Origin of the sequence: Streptomyces katrae, from assembly GCF_002028425.1 — a bacterium.
GTDB classification, from domain to species: Bacteria; Actinomycetota; Actinomycetes; order Streptomycetales; family Streptomycetaceae; genus Streptomyces; species Streptomyces katrae_A.
In genome coordinates this window covers 3,987,018-4,003,535 of the sequence record NZ_CP020042.1, presented here as the reverse complement: position 1 = coordinate 4,003,535, position 16,518 = coordinate 3,987,018, and the positions used below count along the sequence as shown (strand labels likewise).

The 16,518-nt window shown below is 72.4% G+C and carries 15 protein-coding genes; 12 read left to right on the top strand and 3 right to left on the bottom strand.

The window, feature by feature from the left end:
* The first annotated feature begins 131 nt into the window (after window positions 1–131).
* The 3 genes from B4U46_RS18195 to B4U46_RS18185 all read left to right on the top strand — a co-directional run bounded on the left by B4U46_RS18195 (window position 132) and on the right by B4U46_RS18185 (window position 2,797).
* Entirely contained in the window at window positions 132–932 is an 801-nt protein-coding gene (locus B4U46_RS18195) for a glycerophosphodiester phosphodiesterase (RefSeq protein WP_079428760.1), read from the top strand.
* Window positions 933–1,016: 84 nt separating this feature from the next.
* A complete protein-coding gene (locus B4U46_RS18190) occupies window positions 1,017–1,619 on the top strand; it encodes an ATP-binding protein (protein ID WP_079428758.1) in 603 nt (200 codons plus the stop codon).
* 203 nt (window positions 1,620–1,822) lie between these two features.
* The gene (locus B4U46_RS18185; RefSeq protein ID WP_079428756.1) at window positions 1,823–2,797 is read left to right on the top strand and encodes a DUF5926 family protein; all 975 of its coding nucleotides are present in this window, start codon (window positions 1,823–1,825) and stop codon (window positions 2,795–2,797) included.
* A 221-nt stretch (window positions 2,798–3,018) separates the two neighbouring features.
* On the opposite strand, the gene B4U46_RS18180 is transcribed toward B4U46_RS18185, so the two are convergent.
* Window positions 3,019–3,579: a hypothetical protein gene (locus B4U46_RS18180; protein WP_167747594.1), complete on the bottom strand. Its 561-nt coding sequence runs from the start codon at window positions 3,577–3,579 to the stop codon at window positions 3,019–3,021.
* 215 nt (window positions 3,580–3,794) lie between these two features.
* Window positions 3,795–4,523, bottom strand: coding sequence for a bifunctional DNA primase/polymerase (locus B4U46_RS18175; protein ID WP_079428751.1), 729 nt, complete (start codon window positions 4,521–4,523; stop codon window positions 3,795–3,797).
* A 418-nt stretch (window positions 4,524–4,941) separates the two neighbouring features.
* Between B4U46_RS18175 and B4U46_RS18170 the strand changes: the two genes are divergently transcribed.
* Entirely contained in the window at window positions 4,942–6,534 is a 1,593-nt protein-coding gene (locus B4U46_RS18170) for a PP2C family protein-serine/threonine phosphatase (RefSeq protein ID WP_079428749.1), read from the top strand.
* Between the two features lie 155 nt (window positions 6,535–6,689).
* Complete coding sequence (locus B4U46_RS18165) at window positions 6,690–8,156, top strand: aminopeptidase P family protein (RefSeq protein ID WP_079428747.1); 1,467 nt, start codon at window positions 6,690–6,692, stop codon at window positions 8,154–8,156.
* 61 nt (window positions 8,157–8,217) lie between these two features.
* Here B4U46_RS18165 and B4U46_RS18160 read toward each other — a convergent pair whose 3' ends face one another.
* The gene (locus tag B4U46_RS18160; protein ID WP_079428745.1) at window positions 8,218–8,697 is read right to left on the bottom strand and encodes an ATP-binding protein; all 480 of its coding nucleotides are present in this window, start codon (window positions 8,695–8,697) and stop codon (window positions 8,218–8,220) included.
* A 234-nt stretch (window positions 8,698–8,931) separates the two neighbouring features.
* Here B4U46_RS18160 and B4U46_RS18155 point away from each other — a divergent pair, with 234 nt between their 5' ends.
* The 7 genes from B4U46_RS18155 (at window position 8,932) to pheA (ending at window position 16,156) form a co-directional block, all read left to right on the top strand.
* Window positions 8,932–9,744 carry a hypothetical protein gene (locus tag B4U46_RS18155; protein ID WP_079428744.1) on the top strand — a complete coding sequence of 271 codons (813 nt, stop codon included), beginning with the start codon at window positions 8,932–8,934 and terminating at the stop codon, window positions 9,742–9,744.
* Between the two features lie 113 nt (window positions 9,745–9,857).
* Window positions 9,858–10,583, top strand: a complete 726-nt coding sequence (locus B4U46_RS18150; RefSeq protein WP_079428742.1) for a YcnI family protein — start codon at window positions 9,858–9,860, stop codon at window positions 10,581–10,583.
* 114 nt (window positions 10,584–10,697) lie between these two features.
* Window positions 10,698–11,351 carry an SCO family protein gene (locus B4U46_RS18145; protein WP_079428740.1) on the top strand — a complete coding sequence of 218 codons (654 nt, stop codon included), beginning with the start codon at window positions 10,698–10,700 and terminating at the stop codon, window positions 11,349–11,351.
* Window positions 11,348–11,869 carry a copper chaperone PCu(A)C gene (locus B4U46_RS18140; RefSeq protein ID WP_079428738.1) on the top strand — a complete coding sequence of 174 codons (522 nt, stop codon included), beginning with the start codon at window positions 11,348–11,350 and terminating at the stop codon, window positions 11,867–11,869. The genes B4U46_RS18145 and B4U46_RS18140 overlap by 4 nt, the downstream gene beginning before the upstream one ends.
* A 22-nt stretch (window positions 11,870–11,891) precedes the next feature.
* On the top strand, window positions 11,892–13,886 hold the full coding sequence (locus B4U46_RS18135; protein WP_079428736.1) for a copper resistance protein CopC: 1,995 nt from the start codon (window positions 11,892–11,894) through the stop codon (window positions 13,884–13,886).
* Window positions 13,811–15,178 carry an iron uptake transporter deferrochelatase/peroxidase subunit gene (gene efeB / locus B4U46_RS18130; protein WP_237292971.1) on the top strand — a complete coding sequence of 456 codons (1,368 nt, stop codon included), beginning with the start codon at window positions 13,811–13,813 and terminating at the stop codon, window positions 15,176–15,178. The genes B4U46_RS18135 and efeB overlap by 76 nt, the downstream gene beginning before the upstream one ends.
* Before the next feature lie 42 nt (window positions 15,179–15,220).
* Complete coding sequence (gene pheA, locus B4U46_RS18125) at window positions 15,221–16,156, top strand: prephenate dehydratase (protein WP_079428732.1); 936 nt, start codon at window positions 15,221–15,223, stop codon at window positions 16,154–16,156.
* Window positions 16,157–16,518 lie beyond the last annotated feature (362 nt).

The window sequence follows — 16,518 nt, the reverse complement described above, 5'->3', positions numbered from 1 at the left end:
TTTCCCATGACCCGTCAGAGCACTGTAAGCCGGACCTGTGCGTCTGCCGCCTACCTTTATATCCGACATATGGGACGGACCTCCAGGAGTCACCCCGCCATGCGGGTACTCCTCGGTGGCACCATGACCAGGTGACCCACGCAACGCCGCACCCCATCCAGGTCGTCGCCCACCGCGGCGCCTCGGAGGATGCCCCCGAGCACACCCTGGCCGCCTACCGGAAGGCCATCGAGGACGGCGCCGACGCCCTCGAATGCGATATCCGGCTGACCGCCGACGGCCATCTGGTGCTGGTCCACGACCGCCGCGTCAACCGCACCTCCAACGGCCGGGGCGCCGTCTCGGCCCTGGAGCTGGCGGAACTGGCCGCCCTCGACTTCGGCTCCTGGAAGGACCGCGAGGAGTCCCCCGACTGGGACGCGGACCCGGAGCGGACCTCCGTGCTCACCCTGGAGCGGCTGCTGGAGCTGGTGGCCGACGCCGGCCGGCCCGTACAGCTGGCGATCGAGACGAAACATCCCACCCGCTGGGCCGGACAGGTGGAGGAGCGCCTGCTCTTCCTCCTCAAGCGCTTCGGGCTGGACGCCCCGCCCGCCGACGGCCCCCACCCCGTCCGGGTCATGAGCTTCTCGGCGCGCTCCCTGCACCGGGTGCGCGCGGCCGCCCCGACGGTCCCGACCGTCTACCTCATGCAGTTCGTCTCACCCCGGATGCGCGACGGCCGCCTGCCCGCGGGCGTGCGGATCGCGGGGCCCGCCATGCGGATCGTGCGCAACCACCCCGGCTTCATCCGCAAGCTCCAGGCCGCGGGCCACTCCGTGCACGTATGGACCGTGAACGAACCGGATGATGTTCAGCTATGCGCTGATCTGGGTGTAGAAGCGATCATCACGAACAGGCCGCGTCAGGTTCTGTCACAACTCGGGCGCTGACGTCCCCTTTTGCGCACCAGCCACAGGGGCCCCGGCCGTGACAGGGCGTGCCCCGGCGCATCCGTTCCGCATTCGTGGTCATGAATGCGTCAGAGGGGTGCGCAGCGGCGGTTTCCGGTCCAGGCCAGTGGGGCATCCAGACCATGGCGTGGGGCTAAGGAGGTTCCGGGGGTGGCGTTGGTGATGGCACAGGAAGTGCCCACGTCGTCGTGCATGGACATTCGCCATGGTCCTGCGGGCGTGGGCGAGGCGAGGCACCGGATGCGCGAGCAGCTGCGCATCAGCGGAGTGTCCGAATCGGTCGTGGACGATGCCGTACTGATCCTTTCCGAACTCCTCAGCAATGCCTGCCGGCACGGCCGACCGCTGGGTGCCCGGGACGTCGGTGACGGCGAGATCCGCGCCGCGTGGCGCGTCGACAAGGCGGGGCGCCTGACGGTCGAGGTCACGGACGGCGGCGGCCCGACCCGCCCCATCCCGGCCACGCCCTCGGTCACCGCGCACGGGGGCCGCGGGCTGAACATCATCAGTGCGCTGGCCCAGGACTGGGGTGTGCGGGACGGGGCAGCGGGCGAGGTCACGGTGTGGGTGGTCGTCGCCAGGGGACCCCGGCACGACGATTTCGCTACGCGCGTCGCTCCCCCGGCGATCGACTTCGCCTCCGCTTTCGACGATCTCGACGCCTGACGGTCCGGCGTCGGCGCCCGCAACGCCGACCGGCGGCACCGAGTGGCGGCACCGACCAGCGGCACCGGCCGTCCGCACACGCGGTCTTCCGGGAGCGCACGCCGACCGTGCTCCCGGCCGCACCCCACCGGTTCCGGCGGTACGAACGGCTAGGCTCGCGCCCAGAGACACCGCCGTACCGCCGCAACCGGGAGACACCCACGATGGCCAAGAAGCGCCCCGCCGCGAAGACCGCGAAGCCGCAGCTCGACAACGGGGAGATCCCGGTGGTGGGCGCGCGCGAGCCCTGCCCCTGCGGTTCCGGGCGCCGTTACAAGGCCTGTCACGGCGCGGCCGCCGCGCACGCCGTCACCGAGCACGTGCGGCGTCCCTTCGAGGGGCTGCCGGGCGAGTGCGACTGGGTGGCGCTGCGCGAGCTCGTCCCCGCGGCCACCGTCCCGCTGACGCTCAAGGACGGTCTGCCCGAAGGCGTCCCGTCCGTCACGCTGGTAACCGTGCTGCCCATGGCCTGGCCGGCCCTGCGGCGCGAGGACGGCTCGGTCCTGCTCGGCCTGCAGAACGAGTCGACCTCCGGGGACCTGGCCCGCGACATGGCCGACACCCTGGAGCGCGCGATCGCCACCGAGCCGGGCAACCCGGTTCCGGCCCGGCGCGTGCCGGCCGAGGGTCCGCGACTTCAGGATCTCCTCGCCCTGGACGGCGTTTTCGAGCCGGTTGTGCACAGCGGCTTCGAATTCTGGATTCCGGACGCGGAAAGCGCCCAGAACGCCTCCCCGGAGATCGCCGCCTCCCTGGAGCGCGCCAACGCGGCCGCCATCCCGACCGTCAAGCTCACGGGCGTGGACGCGGCCTACTGGTGCGAGACCCCGGACAAGAACCACCTGCGCTGGGTCATGCCGCACCCGGAGGAGAAGCTGCTCGACGCCCTGGCGCGGCTGCACGCGGCGGGCACCTCCTCCCTCGGCGAGGGCACCAAGCTCGTCGGCTCCTTCCGCGCCCACGGCCTGATGGTTCCCGTCTGGGACCTGCCCACCGGGGTCACCGCCGATGACGTGGAGAAGCCCGCCGCCGAGTTCGCGGAGCGCCTGGCCACGGCCCTCGCCACCGACGCCCCGCTGACCGCGGAGGAGCGCCGGGCGCGCGGCGGGCTCACCAACCGCCAGGTGACGCTGAGCTGACGCCCGCCCGGCACGGGGCGCGGCCCGCGTGCGGCGCACGGCCGCGCGCGGGTCCGGTGACCGGTGACCGGTGTCACAACTCCCGCTAATCGCCTGCAAATCGATGTCTGAATATCAGAGATCGAATTTGCGAACAGGCGATCTCTTGTTACCGTTCTTGTAGCCCGGTCGCTGGTGCATCCCCCGTCGCCAGCGACCGGGCCTCTGTCTTTCGGCGGCGCTCAACCGCCCGTCGGGGCCGCCGAGTTGCTCCCGGACCGCAGCAGCAGCCGCCCTTCATCATCCGGAACTGCAAACTCCGCTACAGCCGAGTAGGCGTCCGGCGCCCCCGCGGACTCCCCCCGGGGCGTCTCGCACAGCCCCGGTTCGTCCCCCGCCGCCACGGCGCAGCGGATCTGCACCGTCCGTCCCGCCGGGCCCATCACGGTCAGCACGGCGTCCAGCGCCCGGCCGCTGGTGTTGCGGTAGTAACTCCGGCCCCAGGTCCGTCCCTCGCTCGCCAGCACGCACGTCTGCGCCTCCAGGCCCTGCGGCGCGGAGAGTTCGGGACCGCAGCGGGAGTCCGTGCGCGGCTGCTCGGGCGGACCCGGCCGTGCGGGGCGGGCGGCCGACCGCGCACGGTCCGCCGTACGGGAGGAGCGGGAAAGGCCGAACGAGGAGAGCAATCCCCCGCCTTTTCCGTCGCCCTGACCGGCGAAATCCGGCCCGGCGATCGCTCCGGCCAGGGGAAGCGACAAGATGATCAGCACACCGGCGCCGATACCGATCAGGCGGAGATTCATTCGCCGAAGATAGCGACGCGGGAAAGGGGCGCGGAGATCCCCGCGCCCAATTCCCTTGGAAACTCGGTGTGCTGACACCCGTACGAGTGATCAGCCGGCCGCAGGAAGCTCCGCACCCGGGCCGGCTCGGGAACCGGTCAGCGGGGCCAGTCAGCGGGACCGGTCAGCGGGACCGGTCAGCGGGGCCAGTCAGCGGGACCGGTCGGCGGGACCAGTCAGTACGCCAGTCGGCTGCCGCCGCCGGGAGCACTGCTGCTCGCCTCGACGAGCGCGTCCACGACCGCCTCCACCTCCGGCAGCCACAGCTCGCCCGAACCGGCCCGCCGCGGCTCGGGCTCCCGCTCCCAGCGGACCTGACCCCCGCCGGACGCGGGCGAGGGCGGCAGCAGCAGGTAGCCGCCCTCTCCGTGGAAGCGCAGCGAGGAGGGCACGTGGTCCTTGGCGTACAGGAGTTCGCCGAGCCGTTCCAGCGAGTAGGGCGCGACGAGCAGGGACCACCGGGTGGGCGTGGCGACGATCGGCCCGAGCCGCATCCCCTGAGCGTCCAGCCGTACGACGGCACGCGCGGCCGCCTTCGCCGGCAGGCTCACCGCGCAGGGCGCGGCGCCGCCGGTGGCCAGCAGCACCGGGGCCGCCGGCCGCCTGCCCCACCACCAGGCCACCATCCGCGCGTCGGTGGTGGCGGCGAGCAGGCCGGGATCGAAGGGATGCGCGCCCGGCACCACGCAGTCGGGATCGGGGCACGCACAGCGCCGGCTGTCGGCGCCGGCCCGGCCCACGCCCGGCAGCACGGGCCACTGCCGGACGGCGGCGCAGGTCAGCGCGGCTTCGATGAGGGAGGGAGCCGCCCCGGCCCCCGCCTCCGCGGCGGGGCGAGAGGCGGCGCGCGGGAACTTCAAGCGATCGCGGAGCCGCTGGAGACGCCTTCCGAGGATCTCGCGCATGAGCGCTCGTTCCTTTCCGTTGAACGTCGAGGGCCACATCACACCACGTGAGCGGTGTTTCACCACACGTACACGTTTCGCGTCACTAGTCCGCCAGAAGCAGGTTCACACGCTTCGTGCAGTTTCTTACGGGTCCGTCAAACGTCCGGCAGGGGCCCGGAGCGTGCGGTCCGAGCGGCCCGCACCGGTGTCGAGACCGGCTGCCGCCGCTAAGGACGACGGCTCGGGCCGGGCGGTTCCCGGCGGTACCGGGGGCGCCAACTGGCCCCGGGCACTACCGACTACGTACCCGGACCCCCTGGAGCGCCTGTCCAGTCGATCGCAAAAACCGTCCGCTTCCCGCTTTTTCCAGCCAAGTTTTAGCCCCGGCTGGACAGTGAGTTGCCGTCCCACGGACACCAGTATTCCCACCGGGACAATGCTGGACATCGATCCTCGGGTGCGTGTAGATGTGGATCCATTGATGGCGGCGCAGCACGATCTGGGGGTTTGCGATGCTATATGGCGAATCGCACCAGGTGGAAAGGCGGACGCCATGAGCGCCCCGCATCTGCCGAAAGTGGCTGGAATCGATCCAGCAGTTACAGCGTCGGCGCACACTGCGACGCCCGCACCCGCGTCCGGCTCCCTCTCCGCCCCAGCGGCCACCTCCGCCCGGCCCGCCTCCGCCCAGGCCGCCCCGCCTGCCGCGAGCAGCGTCATCCAGGACCGGCTGGCGGGCATGGTCTCCGACCTCACCACCCTCCACGAGCTGACCGAGCGCCTCGCCCGGGCCAGTGACCTCGACTCCTCCCTCCGGGAATTCCTGCGTGCCGGGGCCGCCCTCGTCGGGGCCCGCCGCGGCCTGGTCGTCCTGGAACCCTCCGACGGGCTCGGCCCCACCTCCACCATCGGCCTGGGCCTCGGCCGCGCCGACCTCGGCCACATCGAGACGGTGCCGCGCAGCGCCACCTCGTACGGGCGCATCCTCGACGGACTCCCCGACGCCCACGGCGGCTCCGAGGTCCTCCCCGAGCCCGGCACGACTGCCACGCCCGGCGCCGGGGGCTACGAACCCCCCGTCGACCCCCGTCACCGCGAGGTCGCCTCCCGCCTCGGCTACGCCGCCAGCTACGCGCTGCCGCTGACCGCCGACGCCACCGGCCGGCTCGGCGCGGCGGTCTGGCTCTACGACGAACAGGCCGAGCCGAGCGACCGCCAGCGCGACCTCGTCGGTCTCTACGTCCGGCACGCGGCCGAACACCTGGCCCGGATGCTGGAGGTGGACCGCTCCCGCACCCGGCTGGCCACCGTCTCCGAGGAACTGCTGCCCAGCCGGCTGCCGCGGATCCCCGGGGTCCAGCTCGCCGCCCGGCACCGCAGCGGCCCCCTCGGCGGCGGCGACTGGTACGACGCTCTGCCGCTTCCCGAGGGCGCCATAGGGCTCGCCGTCGGTTCGGTCACGGGCTCCGGGCCCAGCGCCGTCGCCGCGATGGGACGGCTGCGGGCCTCGCTGCGCGCGTACGCCGTCATGGAGGGGGAGGACCCCGTCGCGGTCCTGTCCGACCTGGAGCTGCTGCTGCGCCTGACCGAGCCCGCGCGTTCGGCCACCGCCCTCTTCGCTTACTGCGAGCCCGCCGCCCGAAAGATCATCCTGGCAGGGGCGGGGCACACGCCGCCCCTGCTCATCGGCGAGCGCCGCACCGAGTACGTCGAGACCTCGCTCTCGGCCCCGCTGGGGATGCTGGCCTGCTGGGAAGCACCGAGCGTGGAGATCGAGCCCGCCGCCGGAGAAACGGTGCTGCTGTACACGGACGGGCTGCTGCGGCGTACCGGCGACCCCATGGACCGGGCCTACGCCCGCCTCCACGCGGCGGCCGCGGGGGTCCCGCGCAGCGCCCGGGAGGACCCGGCGGCCATCTGCGACCACATCCTGCGGACCGTGCTCCCCGACGAGGAGCCGCGCCCGGCCGCGTCCGATCCGTACCAGGACACCGAGGACGTCGTCCTGCTCGCGGCCCGGTTCGACTGACCGGACGGGGCACCGGACGGGACACCGGACCAGACACGACGGGCGCCCGTTTTGACTTGTTTGTCACAGGACTGGCCGGGCGCCGTCTCCTCACACATACGATGAACGGGGTTCGCACCCGGACCCGTGCGTGTCGTAGCGGCTGAGGAGATGACGTGGCTGACGAGCTCACCCCGGAGACCCCGGAAGAAGAGCAGCCCCAGAAGAAGCACAAGCAGCGCAAGAACGGGCTGTACCCGGGCGTCAGCGAGGAACTTGCGGAGAGCATGCGCACCGGCTGGGCCGACACCGAGCTGCACGGTCTCGAGCCCATCGCCCAGGCGGGCCACACCGCCGACCGCCGGGCCGCGCTGTCCGCGCGCTTCCCGGGCGAGCGCCTGGTGATCCCGGCGGGCCGGCTGAAGACCCGCTCGAACGACACCGAGTACCCCTTCCGCGCCTCCACCGAGTACGCGTACCTCACCGGCGACCAGACCGAGAACGGCGTCCTGGTCCTGGAGCCCACCGGCGAGACCGGTCACGAGGCCACCGTCTACCTGCTGCCCCGCTCGAACCGCGAGAACGGCGAGTTCTGGCTGTCGGGCCAGGGCGAGCTCTGGGTCGGCCGCCGCCACTCCCTCGCCGAGGCCGAGCAGCTGCTGGGCATCCCGGCCAAGGACGTCCGCGAGCTGCCCGAGGCCCTGACCGAGGCCACCGGCCCGGTCCGCGCCGTCCGCGGCCACGACTCCGTCATCGAGTCCGCCCTCACCGACAAGGTGACCAAGGAGCGCGACGAGGAGCTGCGCGTCTACCTCTCCGAGGCCCGCGCGGTGAAGGACGCCTTCGAGATCGGCGAGCTGCAGAAGGCCGTGGACTCCACCGTCCGCGGCTTCGAGGACGTCGTGAAGGTCCTCGACAAGGCCGAGGCCACGTCCGAGCGCTACATCGAGGGCACCTTCTTCCTGCGCGCCCGCGTCGAGGGCAACGACGTCGGTTACGGCACCATCGCCGCCGCCAGCGCGCACGCCTGCACCCTGCACTGGGTCCGCAACGACGGCGCGGTGCGCTCCGGCGACCTGCTGCTGCTCGACGCTGGTGTGGAGACCCACTCCCTCTACACCGCCGACGTCACGCGCACGCTGCCGATCAACGGCACGTACACCGACATCCAGCGCAAGATCTACGACGCGGTCTACGAGGCCCAGGAAGCCGGCATCGCCGCCGTCAAGCCGGGTGCGAAGTACCGCGACTTCCACGACGCCGCCCAGCACGTGCTGGCCGAGAAGCTCGTCGAGTGGGGTCTGCTGGAGGGGCCGGTCGAGCGCGTCCTGGAACTCGGGCTGCAGCGCCGCTGGACCCTGCACGGCACCGGCCACATGCTCGGCCTGGACGTCCACGACTGCGCCGCCGCGCGCACCGAGGCGTACGTCGACGGCACGCTGGAGCCGGGCATGTGCCTGACCGTCGAGCCGGGCCTGTACTTCCAGGCCGACGACCTGACCGTGCCCGAGGAGTACCGGGGCATCGGCGTCCGGATCGAGGACGACATCCTCGTCACCGAGGACGGCAACCGGAACCTGTCGGCCGGCCTGCCGCGCACCTCGGTCGAGGTCGAGGCGTGGATGGCGCGGCTCAAGGGCTGACGCCCCGGACATGACCACGGGCGGGGGAGCCGGTGCCGGTTCCCCCGCCCGTCGGCATGTCCTAGGACACCCTCAGCAGCGCGTCCTCACGCCACTTCAGCATCCGCTCGAAGCTCACCACCGCGCCCCGGCCCGGCCGGTTGCGCAGCCGGACGTGGTCGGCGAGCTCCGCGATCAGGTGCAGGCCCCGGCCGTGCTCGGCCAGGGAGGGTCTGCGGCGGGCCACCGTCGACGCCGGGAAACCCGGACCCGAGTCGGCGACCTCGATGCGGCAGCGGTCCCCGTCGAGGTAGGCGGTGACGTGGTACGCCTCGGTACCGTCCAGGACCTCGTCGGCGGGGACGCCGACCGGGCCGCCCGCCGGTCCGCCGCGGCCGCCGTGCTCCACGGCGTTCGCGCAGGCCTCGCTCAGCGCGACCGACAACTCGTAGGAGATGTCCGCGTCCACCCCCGCGGTCTCCATGGTCCCGAGCAGCAGTCGCCGGGCGAGCGGCACGCTCGCGGCTTCGCGCCGCAAGTGGAGAGACCACCAGATGCTCATACGGTTACCTATTGCCGCCCGTGGTGGGACGTAAGCCCCCGGCGGCCGGCACAGCCCTCATTCGGCCGATGCGGCATGTGCGTCCGGCGTGTATCGGGCGCGTAGGCCCCGGCGGGGCGCTGGTCGCGAGCCTGCCGGGCGAGGGGCGCGCTTGCGGTCGCACACCGGAACCATAGGGTCCCTCCAGTACCTGCCGTAGGCAGGGCCCGGGGCCAGTGCGATGATGGCCCGGCCATGTCTGCCACCCACACCACACGCGCCGGAGCAGGCCTCCGGACGACCCGGGCCGCGGTGTTCACCGCGGTCTGCGTCGTGCTGTCCGCGGCGGGCCACGCCGTGGCCTCCTGCGCGACCGTGCCGTGGTGGGCACTGGCCCTGGCTTTCGTCTGCCTCTTCGCGGTCACGGCCCCCCTCGCGGGACGCCGCCGTTCGCGGCCCGGCATCGCCGCCGGACTGGCCGTGGGCCAGCTCGGGCTGCACGTCCTCTTCGGCCTCGGCCAGCACGGCGAGGCCGCCGCTCAGACCCCGGCCGGCCCCGACACCTCGCTGGCGGCGCTCGCCGCCCGCCTGGTCTGCGGGGGCAACTCCATACCGCTGAGCCCGGCCGACGCCCGGCGCATCCTGGAGACCGCCGGGCTGGACCCGGCGGCCCTGGCCGCGCAGGCGGCCGCGTCGGGCCACATGGGCCACATGCACGTGTCCGCGGCCCCGGCCGGGGCTCCCGGGATCGGCCTGTTCAGCCCGGCCATGCTGCTCGGCCACCTGCTGGCCGCGCTCACCGCGGGCTGGCTGCTGGGCCGGGGCGACGCCGCCCTGTTCCGGCTGGTCGAACTCTCCCGGCTCTCCGCCGAAACCGGCCCGATACGCCCGCTGCGCGCCGCGCTGGCCTTCGTACGGGCCCTCACGGCCGGGCTCCCCGGCGCTCCCGCGCACGGCCCCCGGGCCCGCCGGACCGCCTCCGCGCCCGCCGCGACGACCGGCCGGGACGCACTCCTGCACACCGTGATCCGGCGCGGACCGCCGGCTGCGCTCGTCCTCGCAGCCTGACGCGGCACCTCCACTCCCCGGGACACACGGCGGGAGCACCGGTGCCGTGATCTCCGCGCGCGCCCGTGCGCGCGGTCCCACCGTTCACCACTGCTCTGTGGAGTGTTCCTGTCATGAAGACCTCTCGCGTCTCCTTCGCCGCCGCCCTCGCCGCCGGCGCCGTCCTGGCCCTGTCCGGTACCGCCTTCGCGCACGTCAGCGTGCAGCCCGGCGACGCCCCCAAGGGCGGCTACGCGACGATCAACTTCAAGGTCCCGAACGAGCGCGACAACGCCTCGACCACCCAGCTCGAGGTCAACTTCCCGGTCGACCAGCCGCTGACGTCCGTGATGCCGCAGGACATCCCTGGTTGGACGTCCACCGTCGAGAAGACCAAGCTCGACAAGCCCCTGAACGTGCACGGCAAGCAGGTCAACGAGGTGGTCACCAAGGTGACCTGGACCGGCGGAAAGATCGAGCCCGGCAAGTTCCAGCAGTTCCCGGTCTCCGTCGGCAAGCTCCCCGACAACGCGGACAAGATGGTCTTCAAGGCCATCCAGACGTACGACAACAACGAGGTCGTCCGCTGGATCGAGGAGGCCAAGGAGGGCGCCGCCGAGCCGCAGAACCCCGCGCCCGTCCTGAAGCTGACCGCCGCCGCCGCGGCCGGTGACCACGACGCCGCCAAGCCGGCCGACGCGAAGAACGCCGGCACGGACGCCGGCAAGGACGAGAAGCACGACGAGGCCGCCGCCAAGAGCGGCTCCGACACCACCGCGCGCGCCCTCGGCATCGCGGGCATCGTCCTCGGCCTCGGCGGGGTGGCCTTCGGCATCGCCTCGCGCCGCCGCTCCGCCTGATCCACCAGGCCCGCGGGCCCGTCGTCCACGGGCCCGCGCAGGGCCCGTGCACCGGCCCCGCCCGGGCCCCCTTCCAGAGATCCGCACCATCCCCGATCCCAGGGACATCTCCATATGCGCACCACACGTGTGACGGTCGCCGCCCTCGCGGCGGCGGCTGCGCTCACCCTCACCGCCTGCGGCAGTGAGCCGGCCAAGAACAGCGCGTCGGTCACCCAGATCACCGGCGAGAAGAAGGCCGGAGCCGCGACCGTACTCGACCGCCCCTTCGACAAGCCGGACCTCGTCCTCACGGACACCACCGGCAAGCCGTGGAACCTGCGCGAGCAGACCAAGGGCCGGCCGACGCTGATCTACTTCGGCTACACCAACTGCCCCGACGTGTGCCCCCTGACGATGAGCAACATCGCCGTCGCCAAGAAGGCGCTCCCCAAGGAGGACCAGGACAAGCTCCAGGTCGTCTTCGTCACCACGGACCCCGAACGCGACACCCCGGAGTCCCTCGGCGCGTGGCTCAGGTCCCAGGACCCGGCCTTCACCGGGCTGACCGGCGACTTCGGCAAGATCCAGGCCGCCGCCCGCTCCCTCGGCATCGGTATCGAGGCCCCCAAGAAGGAACCCGACGGCAGCATCGTCTCCATGCACGGTGCGCAGGTCATCGCGTTCTCGCCCAAGACCGACGAGGGCTACGTCCTCTACGGCGAGGGCACGACCGTCGAGGACTACACCAAGGACCTTCCGAAGCTCATCAAGGGACAGAACCCGTGAACGCCCGCACCACCCGCACCCTCGCCGCCGCCCTCTGCCTGACGGCCGCGCTCGCCATATCCGGCTGCTCCTCCTCTTCCTCCGGCTCGGACTCCTCGTCGAACGCGAGCGCCGGAACGAAGGCAGGGGAGTCGGCCAAGCCGAAGATGACCGTCAGCGGGGCGTTCATGCCCGAGCCGGTCAACGACAAGATGGCCGGCGCTTTCATGGTCATCAAGAACGACTCGAAGACCGCCGACAAGCTGCTCGGCGTGACCAGCCCGCTCTCGGACGATCTGCAGGTCCACGAGACCAAGGACCAGAAGATGCAGCAGGTGCAGTCCATGGACGTGCCCGCGGGCGGCGAGCTGAACCTGGAGCGCGGCGGCAACCACATCATGTTCATGGGCCTCAAGAACAAGCCGAACGTCGGTGACAAGGTCACCGTCGAGCTGCGTTTCGAGAAGGCCGATCCGGTCAAGGTCGAGCTGGACGTCAAGGAACGGACGTACAACCCCCAGAACTCCACCGCCCACTGACGGACCGAGGAACTGACACGCCATGACGGCCACCGCCCCCGCTCCCCCTCCTTTCGGCGTCCGCGCCACGGCATCGCTGCCGCGGCTGGCGCTGGTTCTCGCAGCCCTGCTGGCAGCCCTGTTCACCGCGGCCGCCCCGGCCACGGCGCACGCCGCACTCACCGCGAGCGACCCCAAGGACGGGGCGGTGGTCGCCACGGCGCCCGCCCAGGTGACCCTCTCCTTCTCGGAGGAGGTCGCCATGGGTGACGACTCGATCCGGGTCATGGACCCCCAGGGCAAGCGCGTCGACACCGGCGAGCTGCGGAACATGTGCAGCGGATCGGTCATCCGCTACGGGACCGCCCTGCACTCGGGACTGCCCGACGGCACCTACACGGTCGCCTGGCAGGCCGTCTCCGCCGACAGCCACCCGGTCTCCGGCGCCTTCACCTTCTCCGTCGGTGCCCCCTCGGCCACCTCCGTCTCCCTGCCCACCCAGAAGGTGGGCGGCGGCCCCGTCGGCATCGCGTACGGCATCGCCCGCTACGCCGCCTACGCCGGGTTCACCGTCCTCGTCGGCGGCTCCGCCTTCATCCTGCTGTGCTGGCGCCGGGGTTCCGGCGTACGCCCGCTGCAGAAGCTGGTGGTGCGCGGCTGGGTCACCCTCACCGCCGCCACGCTGGCGATGCTCGTGCTGCGCACGCCGTACACCGGGTCGGGCAAGTTCGCCGACGCCTTCGACCTCGACGGGCTCCAGGCCGTCCTGGAGACCAAGACCGGGGCGTCTTTCATCTCCCGGCTGCTGCTGCTCGGCGCGGCCGCCCTGTTCATCGCCGTCCTCTTCGGCGCCTACGCGCGCCGGCAGAAGAACGCCGGCGAGCAGAGCCCCGAGCAGGCGAAGGACACCAGCGACCTGGCCTTCGGGCTCGGTATCGGCGGCACGGTCGTGGCCGCGGGCATCGCCGCCACGTGGGCGCTCGCCGAGCACGCCTCCACCGGCATCCAGACCGGCATCGCGATGCCGGCCGACATCCTGCACCTGCTGGCCGTGGCCACCTGGCTCGGCGGGCTCACCGCCCTGCTCGTCGCCCTCCACAAGGCTCCGGACATCGAGCGGGAGGCCGTCCAGCGCTTCTCCCGGGTCGCCTTCATCAGCGTCCTGGTCCTCGCCGTCACCGGCGTCTACCAGTCCTGGCGGCAGCTCGGCAGCTGGTCGGCGCTGACCGGCACCAGCTACGGCCGACTGCTGCTGATCAAGGTCGCCCTGGTGGCCGTCCTCGTCGGCATCGCCTTTGTCTCCCGCAAGTGGACGGCCCGGCTGGCCGACGTGGCGGCCAAGGACCGGGCCGAGGAGCCGGCCGCGGTGGGCGCGGGCGGCGATGTTTCACGTGAAACAGCGACCGCGGGCGGGACCGGAACCACGGCCGGGGACGCCGCCGCCGAGCCGGCCGAACCCACCGACCCGAAGCGGGCGGCGCAGCTCGCCCGGCAGCGCGCGGCCCGTGAGAAGGCCCTGGAGAACCAGGTCCGCGACGCCGACCCGGGCCGCTCGGGGCTGCGCCGTTCCGTCCTCGCCGAGGCCGCGGTGGCCGTCGTCCTGCTGGCCGTCACCACCGTCCTGACCAGCACCGAGCCGGGCCGGGCCGTGGAGCAGGAAGCCGGGCGGAGCCCGGCCTCCACTGCCGTTCCCAACCGGCCCATCAAGATCACTCTGCCCTACGACACCGGCGGCCAGAACGGCAAGGGCACGGTCCGGCTGGAGCTCGATCCGGGCCGGGTCGGCGCCAACACCCTCCACCTGTGGGCGGACGGCGCCGACGGCCAGCCCGTCGACCTGCCGGAGGTCAAGATCTCCTTCACCCTCCCGGCCAAGGAGATCGGCCCGCTGCCGGTGGCCCCCGACCGCGACGCTCCCGGACACTGGACGGCGTCCGGGGTCCAGCTGCCCCTCGCGGGCGAATGGCGCATCGACGTGACCGTCCGCACCTCCGACATCGACCAGACGACCGTCCAGAAGAACGTGAAGATCGGCTGAACAGCGTGACCGAGAGCAGCACCGCCAGTACCCCCGACATCGAGATCTCCCGGCGCCGGCTGCTGGGCACGGTCGGCGCCGCGGGCGCCGTCGGGCTCGCGCTCGGCGGCACCGGGGGTGCCCTCGTGCACTCGGCGGTCACCGACTCCCCGGCCGGCGCCCCCGGCGCGGCCGGGGCCCTCTCCTCCCTCGGCGCGACCGCGGTCGCCTTCGAAGGGGACCACCAGGCGGGCATCACCACCCCTCTCCAGGCCAAGGGCCACGTCCTGGCCTTCGACCTGGCACCGGGGGCGGGGCGTACGGAGGCCGCCGCGCTGATGCGCCGCTGGTCCGAGACCGCCCGCCGGCTCATGGCGGGAGAGACCGCCCCGACGTCGGACAGCGGCATCGCCCTCGACGCCGGGCCCTCCTCCCTGACCATCACGTTCGGGTTCGGCCACTCCTTCTTCGAGCGCACGGGCCTCACCGCCCGCCGCCCGGCTGCCCTCGACCCCTTGCCCGACTTCTCCTCGGACCGGCTCGACGCCCAGCGCAGCAACGGCGACCTCTGGGTGCAGATCGGCTCGGATGACGGGCTCGTCGCCTTCCACGCCCTGCGGGCGGTGCAGAGGGACGCCGGGGAGGCCGCGCGGGTGCGCTGGCAGATGAACGGTTTCAACCGGTCCCCCGGCGCCACCGCCTCCCCGATGACCGCGCGGAACCTCATGGGCCAGATCGACGGCACCGGGAACCCGAAGCCCGCGGACCCCGACTTCGACAAGCGGATCTTCGTGCCCGCCGCCGGGCCCGGACCGGCGGAGCACGCCTGGATGGCGGGGGGTTCGTACGCCGTCGTGCGCAGGATCCGGATGCTGCTGGACGACTGGGACAAGCGGTCCCTGGCCCAGCAGGAGCAGGTCATCGGCCGGACGAAGGCCAACGGCGCGCCCCTGACCGGCGGCGGCGAGACCACGCCCCTGGCCCTGGACAAGCTCGGCCCCGACGGCAAGCCGGTGATCCCCTCCAACGCGCATGCGCGGATCTCCGCCCCCGCGCAGAACGGCGGCGCCGCCATGCTGCGGCGGCCGTTCTCCTTCCACGACGGGATCGCCCCCGACGGCACCCCGGACGCCGGCCTGCTCTTCATCTGCTGGCAGGCCGATCCGCTGCGCGGGTTCGTACCGGTCCAGCGCAAGCTCGACCGGGGTGACGCGCTGTCGGAGTTCATCCGGCACGAGTCGAGCGGCCTGTACGCCGTTCCGCCCGGCCCGCGCGCCGGCGAGTACGTCGGGCAGCGGCTGCTCGAAGGGTGAACAGCCCCCCGATGGCGAGCCTCCCGGCATTAGGCTGATCGCATGTCGGCCACGCGCTTCACCTATCTCGGTCCCGAGGGCACGTTCACCGAAGCGGCCCTCCGCACCCTGCCGGAAGCCGCCACCCGGGAGCTCGTCCCGATGGTGTCGGTCCCGGCCGCTCTGGACGCCGTGCGGGGCGGTGAGGCCGCGGCCGCGCTGGTGCCGATCGAGAACTCGGTGGAGGGCGGGGTCACCGCCACCCTCGACGAGCTGGCCTCGGGCGAGCCGTTGATGATCTACCGCGAGGTGCTGCTGCCCATCGCGTTCGCGCTGCTGGTGCGGCCCGGGACCAAGCTGTCGGACATCAAGACCGTCACGGGGCACCCGGTCGCCCAGCCGCAGGTGCGCAACTGGCTGCGGACGCACCTGCCCGACGCGGTGTGGGAGTCGGCCGCCTCCAACGCGGACGGGGCGCGGCTGGTCCAGGAGGGCCGGTTCGACGCCGCCTTCGCGGGCGAGTTCGCCGCTGCCACGTACGGGCTGGAAGCGCTGGTCACCGAGATCCACGACGCGCAGAACGCCGAGACCCGGTTCGTACTGGTCGGGCGGCCCGCCCGGCCGGCCGCCCCCACGGGCGCGGACAAGACCTCCGTGGTGTTGTGGCTGGGCGACGACCATCCCGGCGCCCTGCTGGAGCTGCTCCAGGAGTTCGCCGTGCGGGGCGTGAACCTGATGCTGATCCAGTCCCGGCCGACGGGCGAGGGGATCGGGAACTACTGCTTCGCCGTGGACGCCGAGGGGCACATCTCCGACCGGCGGGTGAGCGAAGCCCTGATGGGGCTGCGCCGGACCTGTCCCCAGGTCCGCTTCCTGGGCTCCTACCCGCGCGCCGGCGTCGCTCTGAGTGAAGTGCGGGCGGCGCGGCCGGGCACCTCCGATGGCGATTTCACGGAGGCTTCCGACTGGCTGGCCCGCTGCCTCGACGGCCGGGCGTAGACCGTCCCCACCTCTTCCGCTTGTCCACAGAGTTATCCACAGGGCGAGAGAGAGACCTGGGGACAAGTCGACAGAGCGGCACGACAAGGTCGACAAATCGGTCGGGCGGCGCAGGTTTCGCGCTGGGGAGCGGCAGGTGAACGGCGTCACCCCTGTATCACCGACCAACTCTTTGGAGCGAGCCATTCCCACCCGAATGAGTGTGTGAGGGCGGTTTGAACCCTGAACCGGCACGGCTCCTCACGGGCCCCTATTGATCTAATTCCGTGTCCACAGATGCGGCACACAGCCTGTGGATAAGGGGAGTCCCGGTGGAATTCCTGTGGACAAGGCTGAGCCCTCAGCGCTGATCAGGGCCTGCG